The sequence below is a fragment of the Actinoplanes sp. OR16 genome, from assembly GCF_004001265.1.
Taxonomy (GTDB): domain Bacteria; phylum Actinomycetota; class Actinomycetes; order Mycobacteriales; family Micromonosporaceae; genus Actinoplanes.
Genome location: NZ_AP019371.1, coordinates 1,018,080 through 1,039,460, shown reverse-complemented (window position 1 = coordinate 1,039,460; position 21,381 = coordinate 1,018,080). Strand labels below are relative to the sequence as shown.

At 70.2% G+C, this 21,381-nt stretch carries 19 protein-coding genes and 1 pseudogene; 13 read left to right on the top strand and 7 right to left on the bottom strand.

Features of this window, described 5'->3' with window-relative positions; translation table 11 throughout:
- The first annotated feature begins 13 nt into the window (after nt 1-13).
- The 6 genes and pseudogenes from EP757_RS04715 to rny all read left to right on the top strand — a co-directional run bounded on the left by EP757_RS04715 (nt 14) and on the right by rny (nt 6,972).
- Entirely contained in the window at nt 14-1,360 is a 1,347-nt protein-coding gene (locus tag EP757_RS04715; RefSeq protein WP_127542977.1) for an aminotransferase class I/II-fold pyridoxal phosphate-dependent enzyme, read from the top strand.
- 64 nt (nt 1,361-1,424) lie between these two features.
- A complete protein-coding gene (locus EP757_RS04710; RefSeq protein WP_127542976.1) occupies nt 1,425-2,081 on the top strand; it encodes a UdgX family uracil-DNA binding protein in 657 nt (218 codons plus the stop codon).
- Between the two features lie 13 nt (nt 2,082-2,094).
- A complete protein-coding gene (locus tag EP757_RS04705) occupies nt 2,095-2,295 on the top strand; it encodes a DUF3046 domain-containing protein (RefSeq protein ID WP_127542975.1) in 201 nt (66 codons plus the stop codon).
- A gap of 202 nt (nt 2,296-2,497) precedes the next feature.
- On the top strand, nt 2,498-3,541 hold the full coding sequence (gene recA / locus EP757_RS04700) for a recombinase RecA (protein ID WP_127542974.1): 1,044 nt from the start codon (nt 2,498-2,500) through the stop codon (nt 3,539-3,541).
- A 356-nt stretch (nt 3,542-3,897) separates the two neighbouring features.
- Nucleotides 3,898-4,425: pseudogene (locus EP757_RS44745) on the top strand (regulatory protein RecX); the annotation flags it as partial.
- 822 nt (nt 4,426-5,247) lie between these two features.
- Nucleotides 5,248-6,972, top strand: coding sequence for a ribonuclease Y (gene rny, locus EP757_RS04685; RefSeq protein ID WP_127542973.1), 1,725 nt, complete (start codon nt 5,248-5,250; stop codon nt 6,970-6,972).
- A 1-nt stretch (nt 6,973) separates the two neighbouring features.
- Here rny and EP757_RS04680 read toward each other — a convergent pair whose 3' ends face one another.
- The 4 genes from EP757_RS04680 to EP757_RS04665 all read right to left on the bottom strand — a co-directional run bounded on the left by EP757_RS04680 (nt 6,974) and on the right by EP757_RS04665 (nt 10,230).
- Nucleotides 6,974-7,849 (bottom strand): amino acid ABC transporter permease, encoded by an 876-nt coding sequence (locus EP757_RS04680; RefSeq protein ID WP_127542972.1) that lies wholly within the window; start codon nt 7,847-7,849, stop codon nt 6,974-6,976.
- Complete coding sequence (locus EP757_RS04675; protein WP_127554083.1) at nt 7,846-8,508, bottom strand: amino acid ABC transporter permease; 663 nt, start codon at nt 8,506-8,508, stop codon at nt 7,846-7,848. The genes EP757_RS04680 and EP757_RS04675 overlap by 4 nt, the downstream gene beginning before the upstream one ends.
- Before the next feature lie 88 nt (nt 8,509-8,596).
- The gene (locus EP757_RS04670; RefSeq protein WP_127542971.1) at nt 8,597-9,457 is read right to left on the bottom strand and encodes a glutamate ABC transporter substrate-binding protein; all 861 of its coding nucleotides are present in this window, start codon (nt 9,455-9,457) and stop codon (nt 8,597-8,599) included.
- Between the two features lie 29 nt (nt 9,458-9,486).
- Complete coding sequence (locus EP757_RS04665) at nt 9,487-10,230, bottom strand: amino acid ABC transporter ATP-binding protein (protein ID WP_127542970.1); 744 nt, start codon at nt 10,228-10,230, stop codon at nt 9,487-9,489.
- Nucleotides 10,231-10,359: 129 nt separating this feature from the next.
- Here EP757_RS04665 and EP757_RS04660 point away from each other — a divergent pair, with 129 nt between their 5' ends.
- Nucleotides 10,360-10,815, top strand: coding sequence for a hypothetical protein (locus EP757_RS04660; protein ID WP_127542969.1), 456 nt, complete (start codon nt 10,360-10,362; stop codon nt 10,813-10,815).
- 21 nt (nt 10,816-10,836) lie between these two features.
- Entirely contained in the window at nt 10,837-12,321 is a 1,485-nt protein-coding gene (gene miaB / locus EP757_RS04655; protein ID WP_127542968.1) for a tRNA (N6-isopentenyl adenosine(37)-C2)-methylthiotransferase MiaB, read from the top strand.
- 143 nt (nt 12,322-12,464) lie between these two features.
- On the opposite strand, the gene EP757_RS04650 is transcribed toward miaB, so the two are convergent.
- A complete protein-coding gene (locus EP757_RS04650) occupies nt 12,465-13,361 on the bottom strand; it encodes a LysR family transcriptional regulator (RefSeq protein ID WP_127542967.1) in 897 nt (298 codons plus the stop codon).
- 84 nt (nt 13,362-13,445) lie between these two features.
- On the opposite strand from EP757_RS04650, the gene EP757_RS04645 reads away from it, so the two are divergent.
- On the top strand, nt 13,446-14,360 hold the full coding sequence (locus EP757_RS04645) for a threonine/serine dehydratase (protein ID WP_127542966.1): 915 nt from the start codon (nt 13,446-13,448) through the stop codon (nt 14,358-14,360).
- Nucleotides 14,361-14,421: 61 nt separating this feature from the next.
- Here the strand turns inward: EP757_RS04645 and EP757_RS04640 are convergent, their stop codons facing one another.
- Nucleotides 14,422-15,630, bottom strand: coding sequence for a DUF349 domain-containing protein (locus EP757_RS04640; RefSeq protein WP_127542965.1), 1,209 nt, complete (start codon nt 15,628-15,630; stop codon nt 14,422-14,424).
- Between the two features lie 160 nt (nt 15,631-15,790).
- Here EP757_RS04640 and miaA point away from each other — a divergent pair, with 160 nt between their 5' ends.
- From miaA to EP757_RS04625, 3 genes are read left to right on the top strand one after another with little or no spacing between them, the layout of a single operon-like run.
- Entirely contained in the window at nt 15,791-16,708 is a 918-nt protein-coding gene (gene miaA, locus EP757_RS04635) for a tRNA (adenosine(37)-N6)-dimethylallyltransferase MiaA (RefSeq protein ID WP_127542964.1), read from the top strand.
- Nucleotides 16,709-16,716: 8 nt separating this feature from the next.
- Complete coding sequence (gene dapF / locus EP757_RS04630) at nt 16,717-17,547, top strand: diaminopimelate epimerase (protein WP_127542963.1); 831 nt, start codon at nt 16,717-16,719, stop codon at nt 17,545-17,547.
- Between the two features lie 34 nt (nt 17,548-17,581).
- Nucleotides 17,582-18,307, top strand: a complete 726-nt coding sequence (locus EP757_RS04625; RefSeq protein WP_127542962.1) for a glycerophosphodiester phosphodiesterase family protein — start codon at nt 17,582-17,584, stop codon at nt 18,305-18,307.
- Here EP757_RS04625 and EP757_RS04620 read toward each other — a convergent pair.
- Nucleotides 18,304-19,764 carry an NAD-dependent malic enzyme gene (locus EP757_RS04620; RefSeq protein ID WP_127542961.1) on the bottom strand — a complete coding sequence of 487 codons (1,461 nt, stop codon included), beginning with the start codon at nt 19,762-19,764 and terminating at the stop codon, nt 18,304-18,306. The genes EP757_RS04625 and EP757_RS04620 overlap by 4 nt on opposite strands.
- A gap of 199 nt (nt 19,765-19,963) precedes the next feature.
- On the opposite strand from EP757_RS04620, the gene hflX reads away from it, so the two are divergent.
- The gene (hflX, locus tag EP757_RS04615) at nt 19,964-21,352 is read left to right on the top strand and encodes a GTPase HflX (protein WP_232050371.1); all 1,389 of its coding nucleotides are present in this window, start codon (nt 19,964-19,966) and stop codon (nt 21,350-21,352) included.
- The last annotated feature ends 29 nt before the right edge of the window (nt 21,353-21,381 follow it).

Genomic DNA, 21,381 nt, shown 5'->3' with positions numbered 1-21,381 from the left:
CAGAATCGCATCTGTGGCAGAACAATATCAGGTCGAGGGTGAGAGCGCCGCCGAGATTTCGGCCAGCATCGAAGCGGGCGTTCTGCGCGGCGACTGGGTCTCCGGCGCGGCCCTCCCGCCGGTGCGGGTCCTGGCCGGATCGCTGCACGTCAGCCCCGCCACGGTGGCGAAGGCCTATCAGGAGCTGCGCCAGCGCGGTGTGATCGAGACGGAGGGCAGGCGGGGCACCCGGGTCCGGTCCCGGCCGTCGGTCGCGATCCTCCGGGCCGACCTCGCGCCGCCGATCCCGGCCGGTGTCCGTGACCTCTCGGCCGGCGAGCCCGACGTGCGCCTGCTCCCTGCGCTCGGCCCGGCGCTGGCCGCTGTCGCCTCCGAGACCGGCCGGCCGCAGGGCTATGCGTCGGCCGTGACCATGCCGGAGCTGATCGAGGCGGCCCGGCCACGGCTGCTGGCCGAGGGCGTGCCGGTCGCCGGTGCCGCGATCGCCGTCACCGCCGGCGCTCTCGACTCGATCGAGCGGCTGCTCGGCGCCCATCTGCGGCCCGGTGACCCGGTCGCGATCGAGGACCCGGGCTGGGGTGGCCTGATCGACCTGCTCGCCGCGCTGGGCATGCGCCCGCTCCCGGTCGCCCTCGATCGGGAAGGCATGGACCCGGCCGCTCTCGAGGAGGCGCTGCGATCCGGCGCCCGGGCCGTCGTCGTCACGGTCCGCGCGCAGAACCCGACCGGCGCCGCCGTCTCCGAGCCCCGCGCCGCCGCGCTGCGCGAGCTGCTCGGCCGCCATCCCGACGTGCTGGTCATCGAGGACGACCACGCCGCCGAGCTGGCCGACCTGCCGCCGCACTGCGTCGGCCCGGTGACCCGGTCCTGGGGTTTCGTCCGGTCCGCCTCCAAGCCGTTCGGCCCCGATCTGCGGATCGCGGTGCTGGCCGGCGACGAGACGACGGTGGCCCGGGTGGTCGGCCGGATGCGGATCGGGATGGGCTGGGTCTCCACGATCACCCAGCGGCTGCTGCTGCGGCTCTGGCGTGATCCCCAGGTCACCGAGCTGGTGGCCGAGGCGGCGCGTTCCTATGCCTCCCGGCGCGGCGCTCTGCTGTCCGCTCTGCTCGCGCAGGGCGTTCCCGCCTTCGGCGAGACCGGGATCAACGTCTGGGTCCCGGTCCGCGACGAGGCGCAGGCGGTGGCGGCGCTTCGCGATGCGGGGTTCGCAGTGGCGCCCGGTTCCCTGTTCCGGATCCGCTCGGCCCCCGGGATCCGGATCACCGTCAGCTCGCTGTCGGCCGAGGAGATCCCGGTTCTGGCCGCCGCGGTGGCCGTCGCCGTCCGGGTGGCGGGTTCGGCGGCGCCGATCCGCTGAAAGGTTCCCCCGCACGGGTCGGTCCGGTCGGCATTCTGTCGCACCCCGCGGGTAGAACAGTGCAATGGCATCGACCGATTCGCCGCCCGGAGCCCAGCAGTGGGTGCCGGAGCGCCCCCGGAGCATCGCCGAGCTGAAGGACGCGGCCGCCGGCTGCCAGGGCTGTGAGCTCTTCGAGCCGGCGACCCAGACCGTCTTCGGCCGCGGCGCCGAGCAGGCCCGGATCGTCTTCGTCGGCGAGCAGCCCGGCGACGTCGAGGACCAGCGCGGCCTGCCGTTCGTCGGCCCGGCCGGCCGGCTGCTGCGCGAGGCAGTCGACGACGCCGGCATCGACCCGGCCGAGCTCTACATCACCAACGCGGTGAAGCACTTCCGGTTCGAGCTGCGGGGCAGTCGGCGCATCCACCAGACGCCCGGCCCGGCGCACATCACCGCCTGCCGGCCCTGGCTGGTGGCCGAGTTCGGGCAGCTGCGGCCGGAGCTCGTGGTGGTGCTGGGCGCGACCGCGGCCAAGGCGCTGCTCGGCCCGTCGTTCCGGGTGACCCGGTCGCGCGGGCAGCTGATGCCGTGGCCCGCCTCGGCCGAGCACCCGGAGGACTTCCCGGTCGCGGAGATCCAGGTGCTCGCGACGATCCACCCGTCGGCGGTGCTGAGGGCCGACAATCGTGATGTCGCTTACCAGGGACTGGTCGACGATCTGAAGGTGGCCGCGACCGTCTGAGTACGCTCGTCGCGTGCGGTTGACGGAATTCTGGAGACGGCTCGAGGAGTCGTTCGGCGCCTCTTATGCCCGAAGTATCGCGACGGACCAAGCCTTCTCGGCGCTCGGAGGAAGGACGATCGAGGAGGCCATCACTCAGGGTGTCGAAACGGCCACCATCTGGCGGGCGGTGGTCGCCGCGTACCCCGATCGGGTGCCTTCTCGCCTGCACTGACGTGAGTTTCGTACGCCTGTTCTGGCGTGTCACTCGATCGTCGTACAGGTGTTCGGCTATTGTCCACAGCGGCTCGGTCATCCACAGGTCGGAGCGGGGTAGGAGATTTTTGTCGTACCCACCGCATAACGTGTCGGCCGTGGTGAACAGAAGCTCTTCGGCGAAGACCGCGAACGCGAAGTCGAATACAGGGGTGGCGGCAATGGCAGGACAGGATCGGGAAAAGGCGCTCGAACTGGCGCTGGCACAGATCGACAAGCAGTTCGGCAAGGGGTCCGTGATGCGGCTCGGGGAGCGGCCGGTCGTGCAGACCGCCGTGATCCCGACGAGCTCCATCGCGCTCGACGTGGCGCTCGGCGTCGGCGGCCTTCCGCGGGGCCGCGTCATCGAGGTCTACGGTCCCGAGTCCAGCGGTAAGACGACGGTCGCCCTGCACGCCGTGGCGAACGCGCAGAAGGCCGGCGGCATCGCGGCGTTCATCGACGCCGAGCACGCCCTCGACCCGGATTACGCCCGGGCTCTCGGCGTCGACACCGACGCCCTGCTGATCTCCCAGCCCGACACCGGTGAGCAGGCCCTCGAGATCGCGGACATGCTGATCCGCTCGGGTGCGCTCGACATCATCGTCATCGACTCGGTGGCCGCCCTCGTGCCGCGTGCCGAGATCGAGGGTGAGATGGGTGACAGCCACGTCGGCCTCCAGGCCCGTCTGATGAGCCAGGCCCTCCGCAAGATCACCGGCATCCTGAGCAACTCCGGGACGACCGCGATCTTCATCAACCAGCTCCGCGAGAAGATCGGCGTGATGTTCGGCTCGCCCGAGACCACGACCGGTGGCCGCGCGCTGAAGTTCTACGCGTCCGTCCGTCTCGACGTGCGCCGCATCGAGAGCCTGAAGGACGGCACCGACGTCGTCGGCAACCGGACCCGGGTCAAGGTCGTGAAGAACAAGGTGGCCGCGCCGTTCAAGCAGGCCGAGTTCGACATCATGTACGGCAAGGGCATCTCCCGTGAGGGCTCGCTCATCGACGTCGGTGTCGAGCAGAGCATCATCCGCAAGTCCGGCGCTTGGTACACGTACGACGGCGACCAGCTCGGCCAGGGCAAGGAGAAGGCGCGGGAGTTCCTCAAGGAGAACCCCGACGTCGCCGCCGAGATCGAGAAGAAGATCCTGGAGAAGCTCGGCGTGGGCCAGACCACCGGCGACGCCGCGGGCGGCCCCGAGCTGCCGCCGGTCGACTTCTGATGCGGTGAGCCGTCATGGCTGGACGACGTGGTGCGCGGTCCGGGCGCGGGTGGGATGCCATTCCGCCCCGGTCCGCGGACGACCCTGAAACAGAGGCCGGTCCGAGACCGTCCCGCCGCGGCCGGTGGGGCGGCACCTCACGCCGCCGGAGCTCCGCCGACGCGGATGTCTCCGATCTCCCCGGAAGCGGCGAGGACGAGGCGTTCCCGCTGGATGATGGCGTTCCGACGACGGGCCGCTACTACCTGGGCGGCCCCGGCGGCGGCCGTGGTGGTCCCGGCGGGTTCGACGGCGACGCGGACGGCGATTCTCGGCGGGGCCCGAGCGGTGACCGTCGTGCGTCCGAGCAGCAGACCGAGCCGGAGCGCGCCCGGGAGATCTGCTTGCGTCAGCTGGCGGTCCGCCCGCGTACTCGGGCCGAGCTCTCGAAGGTCCTGACCCGCAAGGGCATCTCCGACGAGGTGATCGCGGAGGTCCTCGACCGCTATGACGAGGTCGGCATCATCGACGACGCCGCGTTCGCCCGCGCCTGGGTCTCCAGCCGGCACCACGGGCGCGGCCTGGCCCGCCGGGCGCTCGCCAACGAGCTGCGCCAGCGCGGTGTCGACGCCGAGGTGGCGAGCGAAGCCCTGGAAGCCGTCGACGACGAGGCCGAGGCCGACGCGGCCCGCGCCCTGGTGGACCGCAGACTGCGAACGGCCACGGGCACACCGGAGGCCGTGTTCCGCCGTCTCGTGGCGATGCTGGCGCGCAAGGGCTACCCCGCGGGCATAGCGATCCGCGCGGTGAAGGACGCCCTGGCAGCCCGCGACGCCGAGGCAGCCGAGTTCGCCGACGCCATCGACGCCGACGCCCTGGCCGACGAGGCAGGCCCCACCACCTGAGCCGGCCGGGGCCGCGATCACCCCCGGCTAAGGCGTCTGCGCAGCGTTGGTGGCGATACCGCAGCCTCTCACCGATATAGTCCTGTTGTGAGGATCTCTCCTCTCGTACCCATTCGCGGGAATCTGGCCGTCAGCACCATCGGAGCCGAAGTGCGGCGCCGCAGGCGGCACGGCTACGCACGGTTGCGTCAGGAGCGATGACGATCGATGACTCGGTTGCGAGTTGGTAACAGTGTCCGAGGCGTCATCACACGGTACGTCTGAAATGTCCCGGAGAGATCGTGAGCTGGGCGTAAGCACGTCTGTGCCGTACGTCCTATCCGCTGCCGAATCATGAGTCCTTGACCGAAGCGGTGCTCGCGACCTAGCCTCGCGTTACACAAGGTTTGTTCGACCATCGCAAGCAACAGATACAACATAGATCGCATCACATTACGGCATCACTTGAATGCTTCACCCGCGCTCGCCGACGTCGTCACCGACCGCGATCCACGTGGCCGGCGGCGCGAAGCGGGCGACCTACAACTCCACACACTCTGATCCGAACGGCGATGACCGATCGGCGTGGGACAGGCGGCGGCTGACAAGCCGGCTGCCTCACTGTCGATCCGTCCGGCTCGAATAAGCGACTCGGAACGCTGACACGTGCCCCCCGGAGGCTCGCCATGAGCCCACCGGCGCCGAGGTGTACCCCCGTACTCCAGCAGGACAGAGAAGTGGGCCGCAGGAGAAGCCGTCCGCGATCGCTGCCTTGGTCGGGCATCCCGCAGGATGGCCGCGCGCGGATGACACCGTGCCGGCGGCGAAGGGAGACGCGGCGAGATGACCCCCCTGGACTGGGTGCTCGTGATTGCTGTCATCGTGCTCGCCGCATCGGTGATAGCCGGGCTCGTCCTCGGGGCGCGTGCGCTGCGTCAGATGCAGTCCGAACGCCATGACGCCCACGAACGTCAGGAGCAGGAGGTCGGCGCCGCGCAGGCGAAGGTGGCCGACGCCAACGCGAAGGCAGCGACCGTACGGGCGGAGACCGCAGCCGCGAAGGCGGAGGCCGGGGCTGCGAGGGCCGAGGCCCGGCGGGTGCTGGAGGCGGCGCACAGCGAGGCCGACACGATCCTGGAGCACGCGCACCGGCAGGCCGAGGCCGACGCCGAGCAGCTGCGGACCCAGGCCCGCCGGTCGGGGGAGCGGGAGATCGCCCTGCTCAACGCCACGGCGAAGGAGCAGGCCGCCGAGGTGGAGCGCCGGGCCGCCCGGATCGACGAGCGGGAGCGGCTGCATGCCGAGGAGGTGGAGCGCCTCGTCGAGCGGGAGCGCCGCCTGGCCACGCTGGAGAGTGATCTGACCAGCAGGGAGGCGACTCTCACCAAGCGTGAGGCGGAGATCGCCAAGGTGGAGGAGACGAAGCGCCGCGAGCTGGAGCGGATCGCCGCGCTGACCGCGGAGACCGCGAGGGCCGAGCTGATCGAGTCGATCGAGGGGCAGGCGAAGCGCGAGGCGGCGATCCTGATCCGCGACATCGAGATCGAGGCGAAGAACACCGCCGACACCCGGGCCCGGCACATCGTCGTCGACGCCATCCAGCGGATCGCCAGTGAGCAGACCGCGGAGAGCGTGGTCAGCGTGCTGCATCTGCCGAGTGACGAGATGAAGGGCCGGATCATCGGCCGTGAGGGCCGCAACATCCGGGCGTTCGAGTCGACCACCGGGGTCAACCTGATCATCGACGACACCCCGGAGGCGGTGCTGCTCTCCTGCTTCGACCCGGTGCGCCGGGAGGTGGGCCGCCTGACCTTGGAGAAGCTGGTCCTGGACGGCCGGATCCACCCGCACCGGATCGAGGAGGTCTTCGACAGCGCCAAGAACGAGGTGGACGTCCTCTGCGACCGGGCCGCCGAGGAGGCGCTCGTCGACGTCGGTATCACGAACATCCACCCGGAGCTGGTGAAGCTCGTGGGCCGGCTGCGTTACCGCACCAGCTACGGGCAGAACGTCCTGAAGCATCTCGTCGAGACCGCCCACATCGCCGGGATCATGGCGGCCGAGCTGGGTCTGGACGTGCCGACGATGAAGCGGGCCGCGTTCCTGCACGACATCGGCAAGGCGCTCACCCACGAGGTGGAGGGCAGTCACGCCCTGATCGGCGCGGATCTGGCCCGCAAGTACGGCGAGCACGAGGACGTCGTGCACGCTATCGAAGCGCATCACAACGAGGTGCCGCCGCAGACCATCGAGGCCGTGCTGACGCAGGCGGCCGACGCGTGTTCCGGGGGGCGGCCGGGTGCCCGGCGGGAGAGCCTGGAGGCGTACGTCAAACGCCTGGAGCGCATCGAGGAGATCGCCGGCGGCAAGGTCGGCGTGGAGAAGGTCTTCGCCATGCAGGCCGGTCGTGAGATCCGGGTCATGGTGCGCCCGGACGACATCGACGACATCGGCGCGGCGGTCCTGGCCCGCGACGTGGCGAAGCAGATCGAGGAGGAGCTGACCTACCCGGGCCAGATCCGCGTCACGGTCGTCAGAGAATCCCGCGTCACGGAGCTGGCCCGGTAGATCACACGGCGTCGCCGGCCTCGACGAGCCCGGCAGGCGCGGGACCGGCTGCTCGTGGCGCCTTGCCGGCCCGGCGGGTCCGCCGCTCCAGCCAGCCCGCCAGCGCGGTCAGCGAAGAGTTCACGATGATGAAGATGATCGCCACGACGATCGCCGCCTGAACGACGTTGCCGAAGTTGGCGGCGACGTTGTTGACGCCCATCTGGAGCAGTTCGCTGTAGGAGATGATGTAGCCGAGGGCGGTGTCCTTCAGCAGAACGACCATCTGGCTGACGATCACCGGGAGCATCGCGCGAGCCGCCTGCGGGATGAGGATCTCCCGCATCACCTGGTTCTTGCGCATGCCGAGCGCGTAGGCCGCCTCGCTCTGCCCGCGCGGCACCGCGATGATGCCGGCCCGGAACGCCTCCGCCAGCACCGACCCGTTGTAGAGGGTCAGGCTGATCACGACGGCCCAGAAGGCCGACATGGGTTGCTGGGTGAGGAACGGCACGCCGAAGAAGATGAAGAACATCATGATCAGCAGGGGTACGGCGCGGAAGAACTCCACCACCGCCCCGGCCGGGATGCTCACCCACTTGTGATCGGAGAGCCGGCCCACCGAGAAGACGATGCCGAACACGAGGGCCAGGACCATGGCCACCGCCGCGGCGGCCAGGGTGTTCTTCAGGCCGGGCACGATGTAGTCGGTCCAGGTGCTGCTCTCCAGGAACGGCTTCCAGAGCGACGCCGCCCACTGGCCCTTCTCGTCGAACTTCGCGTAGATCCAGTACAGCAGCGCGAGGAGCCCGATGCCGAAGAGAACGGTGAGGATGAGGTTCCGGCGCTTGGCCCGGGGGCCCGGGTGGTCGTAGAGCACGGCGTCGGTGCTGCTCATCGCTTCACCGCCAGACGGTTGGCGAGCCAGCCGAAGCCGTACCCGGTGGGGATCAGGACCGCGGCGAAGGTGCCGGCGAAGATCGCGAAGACCAGCAGAACCCGGTCACCGTTGATGTTGATGAGGTCCTTCATCGCGCTCGACGCCTCCATGACGCCGATCGTGCCGACGATCGTGGAGTTCTTCGCGAGAGCGATGAAGATGCTGCCCAGCGGGGCGATCACGGCCCGCGCCGCCTGCGGCAGGATCACGATCGTCAAGGTCTGCCGGAAGCTCATCCCGATCGCGCGGGCGGCCTCGGCCTGCCCCGGCGGCACCGTGTTGATGCCGGACCGGATCGCCTCACAGACGAACGCCGCGGTGTAGACCGACAGGCCGATCACACCGAGCCAGTAGTTGTTCAGGTTCAGATCGTCCGAGACGGTGAACCCGAGCACGGCGTAGAGGCCGAAGTAGCAGAAGAAGATGATCAGGGTGAGCGGGGTGTTCCGGAAGACGTTCACCCACGCCGCGCCGAATCCGCGCAGCACCGGTACCGGCGAGACACGCATCGCGGCCAGCAGGACACCGAGCACCAGGGCCCCGACCGTGGAGGCCGCGGTGAGCTTGATGATCCAGAGGAATCCGGTCTGGAAACCCGGATCGGAGAAGATGTCCATCGTCACCTTCGGCATCGGGACGGAAACAGGGGCAGGCGAAGCGAAGCGGAGCCGGGGGAGACCCGGCTCCGCTCGACGTGCAGGACTATCAGGAGCAGTTGGTCAGCTTGGCGGTGTCGAGCTCCGGCGCCGGGGTGCCGCTCTTGCCGAGCGTGTTGTCCCAGGCGGCCTTGTACGAGCCGTCCGCCGCGGCAGCGGTGAGGATCTCGTTGATCTTCTTGCAGCCCTCGCTGTCGTCCTTCTTCAGGCCGATGCCGTACGGCTCCTCGCTGAACGGCTTGCCGACCACCTTGAACTTGCCGGCGTACTGCTCCTGAGCGGCGTAGCCGGCCAGGATGATGTCGTCGGTGGTGACCGCGTCGACCTGACCGCCGGCCAGCGCCGTCACGCACTTGGAGTACGAGTCGAACTGCTGGAGCTGGGCGTCGGAGTAATCGGTCTGGATCCGCTTGGCCGGGGTCGAGCCGCTCACCGAGCAGACCTTCTTGCCCGCGAGGGCCTCCGGGCCGGTGATCGTGGAGTCGACCGGCACGAGCAGGTCCTGGCCGGCCACGTAGTACGGCCCGCCGAAGTTGACGACCTTCTTGCGCTCGTCGTTGATCGTGTAGGTGGCGACCACGAGGTCGACCTGGCCCTGCTGGATGTACGGCTCACGGTTCGCGGAGACGGTGGTCTTCCACTCGATCCCGCTCTCCTCGACGCCGAGACCCTTCGCAAGGATCTTGCCGATCTCGATGTCGAAGCCGGTGTAGGTGCTGCCGGTCTGCAGGCCGAGGCCGGGCTGGTCGGCCTTCACGCCGATGACCAGCTTCTTGTCGCTGGACGCCTTGCCGACGATTCCGGAGGCTCCGCCGCCGGAGCTGCCGCTCTCGTCGCCGCCGCCACATGCCGCCACGGCGAGCGCCATGGTGAGCGCGCCGAAGGTCGCAGCCAATCGGGTGATGCGCATGTTTACGCTCCTCGAAACAGGGGTTCTGGTCAGTGCGTCAGGATCTTGGAGAGGAAATCGCGTGCGCGTTCACTCTTCGGGTTGGCGAAGAACTCCTCCGGGGCCGCCTGCTCCACGAGCTGGCCGTCGGCCATGAAGACCACCCGGTCCGCCGCGTGCTTCGCGAAGCCCATCTCATGGGTGACCACCACCATGGTCATGCCCTCCCGGGCGAGCGAGGTCATCACGTCCAGGACCTCGCCGACCATCTCGGGGTCGAGCGCGCTCGTCGGCTCGTCGAAGAGCAGCGCCTTGGGCTGCATGGCGAGCGCCCGGGCGATCGCGACCCGCTGCTGCTGGCCGCCGGAGAGCTGAGCCGGGTACTTGTCCGCCTGGTTGGCGATGCCGACCCGCTCGAGCAGCTGCATGGCCCGGTCGCGCACCACCGCAGCCTTCTCCTTGCGCACCTTGACCGGCCCGAGCATGACGTTCTGCAGGATGGTCTTGTGCGCGAAGAGGTTGAAGGACTGGAAAACCATGCCGACCTCGCTGCGGAGGCGGGCGAGCGCCCGGCCCTCGGCGGCGAGCGGCTGTCCGTCGAAGACGATCGTGCCGGAGTTGATCGGCTCCAGCCGGTTGATGGCACGGCACAGGGTGGACTTGCCGGACCCGGACGGTCCGATCACGACCACGACCTCGCCGCGCGCGACAGACAGATTCACGTCCTGCAGCACGTGCAAGGGTCCGAACCACTTGTTGACGCTCTCCAGCACGATGAGTGCTTCGTCTGTCACCCCTGGTCCATCCACTCGTTGTCGGTTCACTCGAATGGACACACCCTAGGGGGCCGTCAGTATCGGATCGTGTCGAGAATGGTCACGGAGCGGTAACACAGCACGTGCCGGACGTTAGGGGTGTACAGCATGGTGGACATGGCGGACGGCCTCTGGAACTGGTGTGTCGCCCAGCGGATCGACGCTGACCGGGTGCGGGGCGCCCTGGCCGGTGCTCTGGAACGCGGTGTCGGCGAGATCGAGAACGCCCTGCCCGGGGCCCTGATGGCCGACGTCTATCACGTCGGTGGCGACTTCCCGACACTCGTCGACGTCTATCTCGCGCCGGGGAACGTGGCCGAGGAGACGATCGCGAGCGCGGTGGCGGTCCGGCTGCACGCCGCGATCCTGCTTCCGGACGACACCCTCAACCCGACGCGCTACATCCTGGCCGAGCAGGACGGGACCCTGCGTCCGGTGCACGTGACGGAGGTGGAGACCGACGACGGCCCGGAACGCCGGAACGTCCGCCCGTGCACCGGCCGCGCATGCACCGAAGGGTGTTTCAAACCCGGCCCGACGCCGGAGCGACCCGCCGCGGCGTAAGGGGTAGCCTGGTCAATTGCCATGACTACCGAAATGCAGGGCGCCCCGCGTACCTATGATGTGCGCACCTACGGCTGCCAGATGAACGTGCACGACAGCGAGCGGATCTCCGGCCTGATGGAGGACGCCGGCTACGTGCGCGCCGCCGCGGCGGACACGGCGGACGTCGTGGTCTTCAACACCTGCGCGGTCCGGGAGAACGCCGACAACCGGCTCTACGGCAATCTCGGGCACCTGCGCCCGACGAAGCTGAAGAACCCGGGCATGCAGATCGCCGTGGGCGGCTGCCTCGCGCAGAAGGACCAGGGCGACATCGTCAAGAAGGCCCCCTGGGTCGACGTCGTCTTCGGCACCCACAACATCGGCTCGCTGCCGGCTCTGCTGGAGCGGGCGCGACACAACGAGGAGGCGCAGGTCGAGCTCCTCGAGTCGCTCGAGGTCTTCCCGTCCACGCTGCCGACGAAGCGCGAGTCGACCTACGCCGGCTGGGTCTCCATCTCGGTGGGCTGCAACAACACCTGCACGTTCTGCATCGTCCCGTCCCTGCGCGGCAAGGAGAAGGACCGCCGCCCCGGCGACATCCTGGCCGAGGTGCGCGCCCTGGTCGCCGAGGGAGTCCTCGAGGTGACCCTGCTCGGCCAGAACGTGAACTCCTACGGCGTCGAGTTCGGCGACCGGCTCGCCTTCGGCAAGCTGCTGCGCGCCACCGGCGAGATCGAGGGCCTGGAGCGGGTCCGTTTCACCAGCCCGCACCCGAAGGACTTCACCGACGACGTGATCGCCGCGATGGCCGAGACGCCGAACGTCTGCCACTCGCTGCACATGCCGCTGCAGTCCGGCTCGGACCGCGTGCTCAAGGCCATGCGCCGCAGCTACCGCCAAGAGAAATACCTCGGCATCATCGGACGAGTCCGTGCCGCGATGCCGGACGCCGCGATCACCACGGACATCATCGTCGGCTTCCCCGGCGAGACCGACGAAGACTTCGAGCAGACCCTCGAAGTGGTCCGCCAGGCCCGCTTCTCCAGCGCTTTCACGTTCCAGTACTCGAAGCGTCCCGGCACCCCCGCCGCGATCATGGAGGACCAGCTCCCCAAGGCGGTCGTCCAGGAGCGTTACGAGCGCCTGATCGCGGAGCTCGAGGACATCACCTGGTCGGAGAACAAGAAGCTGGTCGGCGAGAAGGTCGAGGTCCTGGTCGCGGTCGGCGAGGGCCGCAAGGACGAGCGCACCGGCCGGATGAGCGGCCGGGCCCGCGACGGCCGCCTGGTCCACTTCGCGACCGGCTCCACCTCCCCGCGCCCCGGTGACATCGTCGAGACGGTGGTGACCTACGCGGCCCCGCACCACCTCAACGCCGACGGCGACCCGCTCTCCCACCGCCGCACGAAGGCAGGCGATGCGCACGAGGCGGGCCGCACGCCGAAGCTCAAGGGTGTCTCACTGGGCCTTCCGACCATCGGCCTTCCGGCTCCGCTTCCGCCTGTGGAGGGTTGCGCTCTTTAAGAGCCATTCCTCGTACGGGGATGGCGGCTGTCCCACGAACGCAGCCGGGAGTGTCACCCAGCGCACCACACCTGCGGGTGCGTTCCCCCGGCGCGGTTCGCCGGCGGGACCGGCGTGCCCTCGCGGGGCGTGAAACGACCCGCTCAGCGGGAACGCAGGCCCGGGAAAGAGTGGGCCGCGGCTCTCAGGTGGGTCAATAGGGCTGCTGTGGCCGGGGGGTCCGGTGGGTCGCCGGCTACCGCCACCTGGATGCGGCGTCCTGGGCCTGGCAGGGGGATCACTCGGACTTGAGGGTTCTGGTGGGCTGCCAAGGCCAGTGACGGGAGGGTCGTGGCGCCCAGGGCGGCTGCGACCAGGGCCTGGACTGCCACGTAGTCGTCGGTGGTGAAGCGGATGTCGGGGGTGAACCCCTCGGCTGCGCAGTCGTTCACCAGGCGGACCCGGCAGCGCTCGCAGCCACCGATCCACGGGCGGTCGCGGTGGTCGGCCAGCCGGTCGCCGCTCCAGGAGAGGGGGACGACCAGGTTCGTGCCCTCCTCGAGCAGTTGCTCGCACCGCAGGCCGTCCAGGTCCGGGGTCATGTCGCCGGGGTGGGTGAACAGCAGGGCGGCGTCCACGTCGCCGCTGCGCAGGAGGCGGACCGCCGCGGGCGGCTCGGCCTCGCTGAACCGCAGGTCCAGCCCCGGGTGCGCGGCCGCGAACCCGGCCGCGGCGATCGGCACGAACGTCCCCAGCGCCGACGGAAAGGCGGCCAGCCGCACCCTGCCGCTGCGCAGGCCGGTGTGCGCGGCCAGTTCCGCCTCGGCCGACTCCAGCCGGCCCAGGATCTCTTCGGCCCGGTCAGCGAGGATCCGGCCCGCCTCGGTGAGCCGGACGCCGCGGCCGACCCGCTGGATCAGCCGGCTGCCGGTCTCGGCTTCGAGCCGGGCCAGGTGGTGGCTGACCGAGGGCTGGGCGTAGTGCAGGGCGCGGGCGGCGGCGGTGACCGAACCGTGCCGGGCCACCGCCACGAGCACGGTCAGCCTGGTGACGTCGAGCATCGCGCCAACGTATCAATCGAGTCTATGGAACACCCAGAATCCTGGCATTAGATCTATGGAAGGCGAGCGCCCAGGATCGAAGGCATGGATCTCACCTTCGCCGACATCGAAGCAGCCCGGACCGTCGTGGCCGATCACCTGCCGCCCACGCCGATGTGGTCCTATCCGCTCCTCGATCGCCGGGTGGGAGCGAACGTGCTGGTCAAGCACGAGAACACTCAGCCGGTCGGCGCCTTCAAGGTGCGCGGCGGCCTCAACCTGCTGGCCGCCACGGACGAGGACCGGATCGTCACCTACTCGACCGGCAACCACGCGCAGTCGCTCGCCTACGCCGGTCACGTCTACGGCGTGGACTGCACGGTCGTGATGCCGGCCGGAACCCCCGCGTACAAGGCGGAGGCGGTCGAGGCCTGGGGCGCGCGGGCGGTGCTCGCCGGCGACTGCCTGGCCGGCGCCGAGTCCCACGCCCAGCAGCTGGCCGCCGCCACCGGGGCCCGCCTGGTCAGCCCGGGCGACACCCCGGAGCTGCTGGCCGGCGTCGGCACGCTCTACCTGGAGATCCTCGAGGCCCGGCCGGACCTGGACGCCATCGTCGTCCCGGTGGGCAGTGGCACCGGCGCGGCCGCCGCCTGCCTGGTGGCCGAGAAGCTGGCCCCGGAGTGCGAGATCATCGCCGTCCAGTCCGCCGCGTCCCCGGCGGCCCACGACTCGTGGCGCGCCGGCACGCTGCTGAAACGCCCGAACCGGACCACCGCCGCCGGTCTCGCCACCGGGCGCGGATACGAGCTGCCGCAACGGCTCATGGCCGGCCGTCTCGCCGACTTCCTGCTCGTCGGCGACGACCGGATCGCCGAGGCCCGCGGCCTGCTCGCGTCGGCCGCGCACACCCAGTCCGAGGGCGCCGGGGCGGCAGCCCTCGCGGCGTTGCTGGAGCACCCGGACCGCTTCCGGAACCGCTCAGTGGCTGTCGTCTGTACCGGCGCCAACACGGAAGGGTGATTCGTACAGGGATGAGAAAGGCGGCGGACCAACGGCCCGCCGCCGACTCACGCAGCTGAGATCAGTTCGCCTGCTCGGCCAGGGCGAGGAACTGCCGCTTCGACGCGAGGGCCTGCTCGGCCTCCTTGATCCGGCGGGTGTCGCCGGCGGCCTGGGCGCGGGCGAGACGCTGCTCGGCCTCGGCGACCTGGTCACGCATCTGACGCAGCAGCGGGTTGTCCTGCGGGCTGGTCTTGCGCCACGCGGAGTCCATCGCCACCCGGATCCGCTCCTCGGCGGCCCGCCAGCGACGGTCGAGCGACGCGGACGCCTCACGCGGCACCCGGCCGGCCTCGTGCCAGGCGGCCTGCGCGTCGCGGAGCTTGTTCTGCGCGGCGCGGGCGTCGGCGTCCACGTCCAGAGCCTCGACCTCGGCGAGGATGGCCTGCTTCTTCTCCAGGTTGCCCTGGTATTCCGCGTCGCGGGCGGAGAAGACCTCGCTGCGGCGGGTGAAGAACGCGTCCTGGGCGGCCCGGAAGCGTTCCCAGAGGCGCTGCTCGGCCTCCTTCGCGGCGCGCGGCGCCGACTTCCACTCGGTCATCAGCTCCTTGAGCCGGTTGGCCGTGCTGGACCACTCGGTCGAGTCGGCGAGGCTCTCCGCCTCCTTGACCAGCTCTTCCTTGGCGGTCTGGGCCTGCTTGCGCTGCCCGTCGAGGGTGGCGAAGTGGGCGCCGCGGCGGCGGGTGAACCCGTCTCGCGCGGTCGCGAACCGCTTCCACAGCTCACCGTCGGTCTTCTTGTCGACGCCGCGGATCGTCTTCCACTCGTCGAGGATCTCCTTGAGGCGGTCGCCGGCCGTCTTCCAGCCGGTCGCCTCGGCAGCGATCTTCTCCGCCTCCTCGACGAGGGCGGTCTTGCGCGCGAGCGCCTCGGTACGCGCGACCTCACGTGCGGCCCGGGCCTCGCCCGCCTTCTCCTCGGCGAGGGCGGCGAGCCGGTCCAGCCGGTTGCTCAGCCCCTCGATGTCGCCGACCACGTGGGCCTCGTCGAGCGTGGTGCGCAGACGCTTCACGCTTGCCAGCGAGTGGGACGCGTCCGCCGCGCCGGACTTGAGGCGAGCCTCGACGAGGTCGACCTCGGTCACCAGGTCGGCGAATCGGCGAGCGAAGTGCGCCAGACCCTCCTCCGGCGTACCCGCCTGCCAGGAGCCGACCACCCGGTCGCCCTCGGCGGTCTTCACGTACACGGTGCCGTCGGCATCCACGCGCCCGAAAGCCGTCCAGTCGTTCATGAGCTCATCCTCGTTCTCCCGGCACCGCCGGACCAAATCGGCCCTCGGCAACCGCCACAGCGCAGTGAATGCCAATCTTCCCACCGGCATTCTTTCTCGCGCATTGTCACAGGTCCAACCCGGTCAGGGGAAAGCTCCCGAGAACGACCGTGACACAACGGTGTCCTACGGTTGCTCCGTGCCCACGGAAGCAGGTCGTCGAGTGCTCACCGTCGTCGGTCCGACGGCGGCCGGCAAGTCCGCCCTGAGCATCGCCCTCGCCCATGAACTGGGTGGTGAGGTGGTCAACGCCGACTCCATGCAGCTCTACCGGGGCATGGACATCGGCACGGCCAAACTGAGCCCGGCCGAACGGGAGGGCGTTCCGCACCATCTGCTCGACATCTGGGACGTGACCGAGCCGGCCGCCGTCGCCGAATATCAGCGTCTGGCCCGCGCGGCGATCGACGACATCCTCGGCCGCCGGAGGATTCCGATCCTGGTCGGTGGATCGGGCCTGTACGTGCGCGCGGTGCTGGAGGACTTCGCGTTCCCCGGGACGGATGCCGCGATCCGGGCGCGCCTGGAGGCCGAGTGGGCGGCCGGCGCCCCGCTGCATGCGCTCTTGTCGGAGAAGGACCCCGAAGCGGCTTCCAAGATCCTGCCCACCAACGGCCGGCGGATCGTCCGCGCCCTGGAAGTCATCGAACTGACCGGTAAGCCCTTCACCGCGTCCCTGCCCGACCCGAAGCCGGTCTACGACGCCGTCCAGATCGGCGTCGACCGGGACACGGCCGCACTGGACGAGCGGATCGCCCTCCGAGTCGACCTGATGTGGCAGGCGGGCCTGATCGACGAGGTGCGGGGCCTGACCGGCATCCGGGACGGCCGCACCGCCTCCCTGGCCCTCGGCTACCAGCAGGCGCTCGCGCAGATCGACGGCCTGATGACCGAGGACGAGGCGAAGGACGACACGACGCGCGGCACCCGCCGGTTCGTCCGCCGCCAGCGCTCCTGGTTCCGCCGCGACCCGTCGATCACCTGGCTGGACGGATCCTCGCCCACGCTGCTGGCCGACGCGCTGTCGGTTGCGCGATGATGGGCCACGTGCGTTTCACCAAAGGCCATGGAACCGGCAACGACTTCGTGATCCTGCCCGACCCCGACGGCGAGCTGACGCTCACGCCGGAGCTCGTCGCGTCGCTCTGCGACCGGCGCCGGGGCATCGGCGCCGACGGCGTGCTGCGGGTGGTGCGCAGCGCGAAACTCCCGGAGGGCGCCGGTCTCGCCGGCGAGGCCGAGTGGTTCATGGACTACTGGAACAGCGACGGCTCGATCGCCGAGATGTGCGGCAACGGCGTCCGCGTCTTCGTGCGCTATCTGCTGGAGAACGGCCTCGCCGCCGCCGACGCGTCCGGCATCCCGGTGGCGACGCGAGCCGGGACCATGGTCGCCCTGGTCGGGGCGGAGACCATCCGGGTGCGGATGACCACCCCCGATCTGTACGCCGGAAGCACCGCCACCATCGGCCCCCTCACCTTCACCGGTGTCGCGGTGAACGTCGGAAATCCACATCTCGTCTGCGGTCTGCACGACGGAGTGGCGCTGGACGGGCTCGACCTCACCCGTGAGCCGCTCCACGACGCCGGCGTGTTCCCGCACGGCGTGAACGTGGAGTTCGTCGAGGCGGCCGAGCCGGTCGGGGGAGTGGACGGTCACGTCCGGATGCGGGTCCACGAGCGCGGTTCCGGCGAGACCCTGTCCTGCGGCACCGGCGCCCTCGCGGTCGGCGCCGTCGCCCTGCGCGACACCGGTCTCACCGCCGGCTCGATCGCCGTCGACGTGCCCGGTGGCCGCCTGACCGTCACCTGCGACGACGACGGCGCCTGGTGGCTGGCCGGCCCGGCGGTCCTGGTCGCCACGGGCGAGGTCCTGTGACGCTGCGCCGCGCTCCCAGCGGCGGTGGGCGCTGATGCTGCACCGCGTCGCCCATCGCGGCTATGCCGCCGTGGCGCCGGAGAACACGCTGCCCGCCTTCGAGGCCGCGGTCCGGGCCGGCGCCACGATCGTCGAGTTCGACGTGCGGGTGACGGCCGACGGCGTTCCCGTGGTGATCCACGACCGGACCGTCGACCGGACCACGACGGGCCACGGCCGGGTCTGGGACCTGCGTTGGGAGGAGATCGCCGGGCTGGACGCCGGCGTACGCTTCGGTCCCGCCTTCGCCGGCGCCCGCGTGCCCACCCTGGCCGAGACCCTCGACCTGCTCCTGCCCGCCGCGGCCGACCTGCTCGTGGAGATCAAGTCCCCGGCCACGCTCGACGAGGTGAAGTCGGTGATCGCCCACCTCGCCGAGCGCGACCTGCTGGCCCGCACGGTGGTGCAGAGCTTCGACCCGGACGTGGTCCGCAAGGCCCGCGAGATGGCTCCCGAGGTGCGGCGGGGCCTGCTGCTCTTCCGCTTCGACGCGGAGACCGTGTCCCTCTCCCGCGAGCTGGCCGTCTCCCTCTGCAACCCGCCGGTGGCCGACGTGCTCGGCAACCCGGACGTGGTCGCCGAGCTGGCCGGCGAGGGGGTCGGCGTGATGCCCTGGACGGCGAACGACCGCAGCCAGTGGCCCGCCCTCGTCGAAGCGGGAGCAGCCGGCCTGATCACCGACCACGTCGGCGAGCTGACCGGCTGGTCCACCGGCCGCTAGAAGACCCCCTCCGGGGCCTTGTCCAGCTCCGACTCCGGCAGGGCGGCCGGGTTGGTCGGGACCGGGACGCCACGGACGACGGCCCGGATCGCGGCCGCCACCGCCGGCGTCACCCGGTGGTCGAAGACGCTCGGGATGATGACGGTCGGGTTGAGCTTGTCCTCGCCCACCACGTCGGCGATCGCCCGGGCCGCGGCGAGCGCCATCTCCTCGGTGAACTCCTCGGCGCCGGCGTCGAGCAGACCGCGGAAGACACCCGGGAACGCCAGCACGTTGTTGATCTGGTTCGGCTGGTCGGACCGCCCGGTGGCCACGATCGCGGCGTGCTTGCGGGCCTCCCTCGGGTCGACCTCCGGGTCCGGGTTGGCCATCGCGAACACGATCGACTTCTCGGCCATCTTCGCGATGTCGTCGCCGGTCAGCAGGTTCGGCGCGGAGACGCCGATGAAGACGTCGGCGCCGACGATCGCGCCGGGCAGGTCACCCGCGTAGTTCTCCTTGTTCGTGTTGTCGGCCAGCCACTGCATCGACTCGTTCAGGTCGGGCATGCCGCGGTGCAGGGCGCCCCTGCGGTCGTACGCGATGATGTCGCCCACGCCCTGACGCATCAGCAGCTTCATGATCGCCGTGCCGGCCGCGCCGGCGCCGGAGACGACCACCTTGACGTCCTCCATCCGCTTGCCGACCACCCGCAGCGCGTTGGTCAGGGCGGCGAGCACGCAGATCGCGGTGCCGTGCTGGTCGTCGTGGAAGACCGGGATGTCGAGCATCTCCCGCAGCCGCGCCTCGATCTCGAAGCACCGCGGCGCGGCGATGTCCTCCAGGTTGATCCCGCCGTACGCCGGGGCGATCGCCTTCACGATCGCCACGATCTCGTCGGTGTCCTGGGTGTCGAGCACGACCGGCCACGCGTCGACGCCGCCGAACCGCTTGAAGAGGGCGGCCTTGCCCTCCATGACCGGCATGGCGGCGGCCGGGCCGATGTTGCCGAGGCCGAGCACCGCGGAGCCGTCGCTGACCACTGCCACGGTGTTGCGCTTGATGGTGAGGCGGCGGGCGTCGGCCGGGTTCTCGGCGATCGCCATGCAGACCCGGGCCACACCGGGGGTGTACGCCCGGGACAGCTCGTCCCGGTTACGGAGCGCGACCTTCGAGCTGACCTCGATCTTGCCGCCCAGGTGCAGCAGGAACGTCCGGTCGGAGACCTTGCGGACGTCGACGCCGTCCTGGTCCTCGAGCTGCTTGACGACCTGATCGGCGTGCGCCGCGTCGGCGGTGTCGCAGGTGAGGTCGACGATCACGTGCGTGGCGTCCGAGTCGACCACGTCCAGTGCCGTCACGATCGCTCCGGCCTCGCCCACGCAGGTGGTGAGCCGGCCGATGGACGAGGCGTCCGCTGTGACTGCGATGCGAATCGTGATCGAGAATCCTGCGCTCGGCAGGCGGGTGGTCACCACGGTGTCCCCTTCGACGTCAAGTGGGTGAGTCTCCGTATTGTCGCTCTTGCGGAATAACCGGCGCTGCCGCGGTGGTTACTCATTAGTCAGTTTCCGACTGCCAGAACGTCCGGCTGGGTTATGTGGATGCGCCGAGAGGCGTGACGTGCCACGATCGGGCCGGAGGAGGTCACTTTTGCGAAACATCCACCAAGCACCAGTGCTGGACGAACCCGACCTGACCACCGGCGAGCTCGAGCTCGAGGAGCGGCACTCGCTACGGCGCGTCGCCGGGCTCTCCACCGAGCTGACCGACGTCACCGAGGTCGAGTACCGCCAGTTGCGACTCGAGAGAGTGGTGCTGGTCGGCGTCTGGACCGAGGGAAGCGTCTCCGATGCCGAGAACTCGCTGACCGAGCTGGCCGCGCTCGCCGAGACCGCGGGCTCCCAGGTCCTCGAGGGCCTGATCCAGCGACGCAGGCAACCCGACGCGGCCACCTTCATCGGCCGCGGCAAGGTCGACGAGCTGCGCGACGTGGTCGTGTTGACCGGCGCCGACACCGTCATCTGTGACGGTGAGCTCTCACCCTCACAGCTGCGCAAGCTCGAGGAGCAGATCAAGGTCAAGGTCGTCGACCGGACCGCGCTGATCCTCGACATCTTCGCTCAGCACGCCAAGAGCCGGGAGGGCAAGGCGCAGGTCGAGCTCGCCCAGCTGCAATACCTTCTGCCGCGTCTGCGCGGCTGGGGTGACTCGCTGTCCCGCCAGGGCGGTGGCGCCGGTGGCGGCTCGGGCGGCGGCGGTGTGGGCACGCGTGGTCCCGGTGAGACGAAGCTGGAGACCGACCGCCGGCGGATCAACACCCGGATCGCGAAGCTCCGGCGTGAGATCAAGGCCATGAAGACGGTACGGGAGACCAAGCGTTCCCGCCGTGCCGCCAGCGGCGTGCCGGCCGTGGCGATCGCCGGTTACACCAACGCCGGCAAGTCCAGCCTGCTGAACCGGCTGACCCAGGCCGGTGTGCTGGTCGAGGACGCGCTCTTCGCCACGCTCGACCCGACGACCCGGCGGACGGCCGCCGAGGACGGGCGTGTCTTCACGCTCTCCGACACCGTCGGTTTCGTCCGTCATCTGCCGCACCAGATCGTGGAGGCGTTCCGCTCCACGCTCGAGGAGGTGGCCCAGGCCGACCTGGTGGTGCACGTCGTGGACGGCGCCCACCCGGACCCGGAGGGTCAGGTCAGCGCGGTCCGCGAGGTGCTGGGTGAGGTCGGCGCCGACCGGATTCCCGAGCTGCTCGTGGTCAACAAGGTGGACGCGTCCGACGAAGAGACGATCTTGCGGCTCAAGCGGGCCTGGCCGGATGCCGTCTTCGTCTCGGCGCGGTCCGGAGCGGGCATCGCCGAGCTGCACGCGGCCATCGCCGAGCGGCTGCCTCGGCCGGCCGTCGACATGACGGTCCTCCTGCCGTACGCGCGGGCCGACCTGGTGGCCAGGGTGCACCGGTCCGGTCAGGTGCTGCAGTCGCGACACCTGGACGACGGCACCGAGCTTCGCGTCCGGGTGGACGAGGAGCTCGCCGCTGAGCTGGACGGTTTCCGGTTGTGAGGCCCGGCGTCCAGAAGCGCTCCCACCAG

What these genes read in the sequence shown, in the direction of transcription:
- EP757_RS04670 (WP_127542971.1), bottom strand. Translation starts at nt 9,457, where the DNA reads ATGCGCATCACCCGATTGGCTGCGACCTTCGGCGCGCTCACCATGGCG.
- rny (WP_127542973.1), top strand. Translation starts at nt 5,248, where the DNA reads ATGACCCCCCTGGACTGGGTGCTCGTGATTGCTGTCATCGTGCTCGCC.
- miaB (WP_127542968.1), top strand. Translation starts at nt 10,837, where the DNA reads ATGACTACCGAAATGCAGGGCGCCCCGCGTACCTATGATGTGCGCACC.
- EP757_RS04710 (WP_127542976.1), top strand. Translation starts at nt 1,425, where the DNA reads ATGGCATCGACCGATTCGCCGCCCGGAGCCCAGCAGTGGGTGCCGGAG.
- EP757_RS04660 (WP_127542969.1), top strand. Translation starts at nt 10,360, where the DNA reads ATGGTGGACATGGCGGACGGCCTCTGGAACTGGTGTGTCGCCCAGCGG.
- EP757_RS04640 (WP_127542965.1), bottom strand. Translation starts at nt 15,630, where the DNA reads ATGAACGACTGGACGGCTTTCGGGCGCGTGGATGCCGACGGCACCGTG.
- EP757_RS04680 (WP_127542972.1), bottom strand. Translation starts at nt 7,849, where the DNA reads ATGAGCAGCACCGACGCCGTGCTCTACGACCACCCGGGCCCCCGGGCC.
- EP757_RS04650 (WP_127542967.1), bottom strand. Translation starts at nt 13,361, where the DNA reads ATGCTCGACGTCACCAGGCTGACCGTGCTCGTGGCGGTGGCCCGGCAC.
- recA (WP_127542974.1), top strand. Translation starts at nt 2,498, where the DNA reads ATGGCAGGACAGGATCGGGAAAAGGCGCTCGAACTGGCGCTGGCACAG.
- EP757_RS04645 (WP_127542966.1), top strand. Translation starts at nt 13,446, where the DNA reads ATGGATCTCACCTTCGCCGACATCGAAGCAGCCCGGACCGTCGTGGCC.
- EP757_RS04625 (WP_127542962.1), top strand. Translation starts at nt 17,582, where the DNA reads ATGCTGCACCGCGTCGCCCATCGCGGCTATGCCGCCGTGGCGCCGGAG.
- EP757_RS04675 (WP_127554083.1), bottom strand. Translation starts at nt 8,508, where the DNA reads ATGGACATCTTCTCCGATCCGGGTTTCCAGACCGGATTCCTCTGGATC.